This is a genomic window from Mesorhizobium sp. M7A.F.Ca.US.005.03.2.1, assembly GCF_003997795.1.
Lineage (GTDB): Bacteria > Pseudomonadota > Alphaproteobacteria > Rhizobiales > Rhizobiaceae > Mesorhizobium > Mesorhizobium ciceri.
In genome coordinates this window covers 1-3,933 of record NZ_RZRP01000604.1, presented here as the reverse complement: position 1 = coordinate 3,933, position 3,933 = coordinate 1, and the positions used below count along the sequence as shown (strand labels likewise).

Below are 3,933 nucleotides of genomic sequence, written 5' to 3'. Positions count from 1 at the left end.
GGTCAGCGCTTGCGGCATGAACAACACCGATGTCTGGGTGCGCCAGGGCGCCTATGGCACGGAAGAGAATGCGGCTGCCGTGTCGACATGGCGGCGCCAGGGCAACACGCTTGTTTTCCCGCGCATCCAGGGCACCGACACCGTCGGTACCATCGCCGCCGTCGGCGAAGGTGTGTCGCCGGAGCGTATCGGCGAACGGGTGATGGTCGATTTCTCCATCTACAATCGCGACGACGATTCGCTCGCCGACATCGACTATATGGGCCACGGCCGCGACGGCGGCTATGCCGAATACCAGGCCGTGCCGGCCGAGAATGCGCATGTCGTCGATACCGACATGAGCGACGTCGAACTCGCCACCTTCTGCTGCGCTTACCTGACCGGCGAACAGATGCTGGAGCGCGCCGGCTTGAAGGCCGGCGAGCGCGTGCTGGTCACCGGCGCCTCGGGCGGCGTCGGTTCCGGCATCGTGCAACTGGCACGGGCGCGCGGCGCCATTCCCTATGCCGTCGTCGGCAAGGGCAAGGAACAGGCGGTGCTGGACATCGGCGCCGAGGCGGTCATCACCCGTGGCGTCGCAGACCTGCCGCAAGCCGTGATTGAAGCGACCGGCGGCCAACCGATCGACGTGGTGGCCGACCTGGTCGGCGGCGCGATCTTCAACGATCTCTTGCGTATTCTCAGGCCCGAAGGCCGCTACACCACCGCCGGGGCGATTGCCGGTCCGGTCGTGCAGCTCGATCTCAGGACCATGTATCTCAAGCAGTTGCAGTTGCATGGTTCGAGCCAGGGCACGCGCGCGGATTTCCGTCGTATCGTTGGTTACATCGAGGCGAAGAAAATCCGGCCGCTGGTCGGTGGCGTCTACAAGCTCTCCGATTTCCACCATGCGCAGGCGGATTTCATTGCCAAGGATTTCGTCGGCAAGCTGGTGGTGGTGCCGGATGCCATGTGGGGTTCGGCTGGCTGAACACTCTATGCCTCAACCCTGCTGGGCCGCCCTCAACAGCATGCCGAACAGATCTCGCGGTTCGTCGGGGTCGGCCAGCATGTCGAGTTCCTGGTAGAGGCCGGTCGAGCGCAGTTGATCCCTGACATAGCGCAACGCCGAAAAATCCTCGATGGCGAAGCCGACCGAATCGAACAGCGTGATCTGGCCGGAATCGCGCCGGCCTTGCACGGCGCCTGACATCACCTGCCACAACTCGATCACCTCATGATCCGGCGCAAGCTGCTGGATCTCGCCCTCGATACGGGTCTGCGGCGGGTATTCGACGAAGATGTCTGAGCGCAGCAGGATATCGCGATGCAATTCGGTCTTGCCGGGGCAGTCGCCGCCGACCGCGTTGATGTGCACGCCGGAGCCGACCATGTTGTCGGTGAGGATAGTGGCGTACTGCTTGTCGGCGGTGACGGTGGTGATGATGTCAGCCCCTTCGACCGCCTCCTGCGCGGTGCCGCAAGCGACCATGTCGAAGCCGAGACCGGCGAGATTGCGGATGCATTTTTCGGTGGCCGTGCGGTCGATATCGTAAAGCCTCAGCCTGTCGACGCCGAGCAGCGCCTTGAAGGCCACCGCCTGGAATTCGGCCTGGGCGCCGTTGCCGATCAGCGCCATGCAGCTGGAGCCGGCCGGCGCCAGATACTTCGCGGCCAGAGCCGACATCGCCGCCGTGCGCAGCGCCGTCAGGATGGTCATTTCGGACAGCAATACCGGGTAGCCATTGTGGACGTCGGCGAGCATGCCGAAGGCGGTCACGGTCTGGCGTCCCTCGCGCATGTTCTTGGGATGGCCGTTGACATATTTGAAGCCGTAGACCTCGCCGTCGCTGGTCGGCATCAGTTCGATGACACCCTCGGCGCTGTGCGAGGCGACGCGCGGCGTCTTGTCGAACAGCTCCCAGCGGCGGAAATCATTCTCGATGTAGCCGGCGAGTTCGACGAGGAAGCGTTCGACGCCGATCTTCAGCACCAGCTTCATCATATGATCGACGCTGACGAAGGGCACGATGTTGAGATTGGGGATCATTTTTCTTTTCCTTGCCGCATGCAGGCGGTCAGTCCTGGCGATGCGCGTTGTGCGCCTTCATCATCGTTGCCAGCGCCGGATCGTTTTGCTCCAGCACCCTGATGGCTCCGCCTGTGTCGTAGAGGCGCTCATCCTGGCCCATCTTGAACTTGGCTTCGAGCCGCCCGATCGGCAGGTCAAACCCTATGATACCAGGTATGCGCCGCTCCATGCCGCCTGGTCCGAGCTCACGCATGCGCCAGCGATCGTCGCGATCCTTCTCCAGCACATCGACAAGCTGCAGGAGATGCCGGGCGGTGCCGTGATCGTCGAGCGGCACCGGATGCCCATGACAATGCACGACGGCAAAGTTCCAGGTCGGCGCGCTGTCGCGCACCGGATTGCGCGGATACCAGGACGGCGAGATGTAGCCATGCGGGCTGTGGAAGACAGTGATCGTCTCCCTGCCTTCGCTGATCAAGGTGCTGTGCGGATTGGCCCGGGCGAGATGCGAGATCAGCGTTCCATTTTCACCCCGCGCGCGATCGAGCACGAAGGGAAGATGAGAGACGACAAGGCCCTGCGGTCCCGCTGTCACCACCGTGGCAAAGGCCGCGGCCTCGATCAGGCCGAACACCTCGTCGCGCGACAGTGGCACGAACTCGGGCTTGGTATACATCAGGTCAGCTTCGCTGGGCGCGAACTGCCGGGATCAGGCCTTGCGGACGAACCAGCAGCACGGCGATGACGCCCGACAGCACGATGGCGTCGCGATAGGGCGCGATCGCTCCCGGCAATGTCGCTTGCAGCAGCACCTCGATGATGCCGAGCAGGAAGCCGCCGGCGACAGCACCGGGCAAGCTGCCGAGCCCGCCGACGACGGCGGCGATAAACGCCTTCAGCACCGGCGTGAAACCCATCAGCGGGTCGACCGAGGCACGCTGCGCCACCCACAGCATGGCCGCCAGCCCGGCGAGCAGGCCGGAGAGCAGGAAGGCGGTGGCGATGATGCGGCTGGCCGGAATGCCCATCAGGCGCACGACGTCGAAATCCTCCGCTGCGGCACGCATCGCCGTCCCGGTCACCGAGCGGCGCAGGAAGACTTCCAGCGCAATCAGCGCCAGTGCGGAGACGACGATGGAGATGCTGGGACCGACGCCGATGGTGAAATCGCCGAAGGAGAAAGCGCCGGTCATCCAGCCAGGCATGGCGACAGCCTGCGGCCGCGCCGAGATGCCGTTCTGGAAGACGACCTTCAGCAGGCTGGAGACAGCGAAGCTGGTCAGCAACAGACTGGTGACGCTGGCGCCGCGCATCGGCCTGAACGCGATGCGCTCCATGGCGACAGCGGCGAGCGCGCCGCAGGACACGGCGACAAGCACGGCTACGGGGAACGGAAAGCCAAGCACCAGCGAGGCGAGCAGCGCATAGCCCGACAGCGTCATCAGCTCGCCATGGGCGAAGTTGATCAAGCCGACGATGGAAAAGACGATCGCCAGCCCGAGCGCCAGCAGCGCATAGACGCCGCCGAGGCTCACCGCATTGATGATCTGCTGCGCGATCATGCTTCTAAGCTCCCAGATAGGCCTGGCGGACGAGGTCCGAAGAGGCGAGTTCTTTTGCCGTGCCCGACAGCACCACTTCGCCATTGGCGAGCACGACGGCGCGGTCGGCGATTTCGAGCGCCAGCGCCACATTCTGTTCGACCAGAAGGATGGTCAGGCCCTTGCGGCGCAGTTCGGCGATCAGGTCGAAGACGGTGTCGATCAGTTGCGGGGCAAGGCCGAGCGAGGGCTCGTCGAGGAGGATCATGCGCGGCTTGCCCATCAGCGCGCGGGCGATGGCCAGCATCTGCTGTTCGCCGCCCGACAGATTGCCGCCCTTGACGCGGTGGTAGCGGCGCAGGATCGGGAACAGCTCCAGCA

5 protein-coding genes are annotated in these 3,933 nt (G+C 64.5%); 1 reads left to right on the top strand and 4 read right to left on the bottom strand.

The window, feature by feature from the left end; all coding sequences use genetic code 11:
- On the top strand, positions 1-970 hold a 970-nt coding region (locus tag EN991_RS26565), incomplete at its 5' end, for an alcohol dehydrogenase family protein (RefSeq protein WP_127369882.1).
- Between the two features lie 12 nt (positions 971-982).
- Here EN991_RS26565 and EN991_RS26560 read toward each other — a convergent pair.
- The 4 genes from EN991_RS26560 to EN991_RS26545 form a co-directional block, all read right to left on the bottom strand.
- On the bottom strand, positions 983-2,029 hold the full coding sequence (locus EN991_RS26560) for an ornithine cyclodeaminase (RefSeq protein ID WP_127369881.1): 1,047 nt from the start codon (positions 2,027-2,029) through the stop codon (positions 983-985).
- Positions 2,030-2,057: 28 nt separating this feature from the next.
- The gene (locus EN991_RS26555) at positions 2,058-2,687 is read right to left on the bottom strand and encodes an FMN-binding negative transcriptional regulator (RefSeq protein ID WP_127369880.1); all 630 of its coding nucleotides are present in this window, start codon (positions 2,685-2,687) and stop codon (positions 2,058-2,060) included.
- Between the two features lie 4 nt (positions 2,688-2,691).
- The gene (locus tag EN991_RS26550) at positions 2,692-3,573 is read right to left on the bottom strand and encodes a branched-chain amino acid ABC transporter permease (RefSeq protein WP_027035600.1); all 882 of its coding nucleotides are present in this window, start codon (positions 3,571-3,573) and stop codon (positions 2,692-2,694) included.
- Positions 3,574-3,577: 4 nt separating this feature from the next.
- The coding region (locus EN991_RS26545; protein ID WP_127369879.1) for an ATP-binding cassette domain-containing protein at positions 3,578-3,933 on the bottom strand (356 nt) is incomplete at its 5' end.

What these genes read in the sequence shown, in the direction of transcription:
- EN991_RS26560 (WP_127369881.1), bottom strand. Translation starts at nt 2,029, where the DNA reads ATGATCCCCAATCTCAACATCGTGCCCTTCGTCAGCGTCGATCATATG.
- EN991_RS26555 (WP_127369880.1), bottom strand. Translation starts at nt 2,687, where the DNA reads ATGTATACCAAGCCCGAGTTCGTGCCACTGTCGCGCGACGAGGTGTTC.
- EN991_RS26550 (WP_027035600.1), bottom strand. Translation starts at nt 3,573, where the DNA reads ATGATCGCGCAGCAGATCATCAATGCGGTGAGCCTCGGCGGCGTCTAT.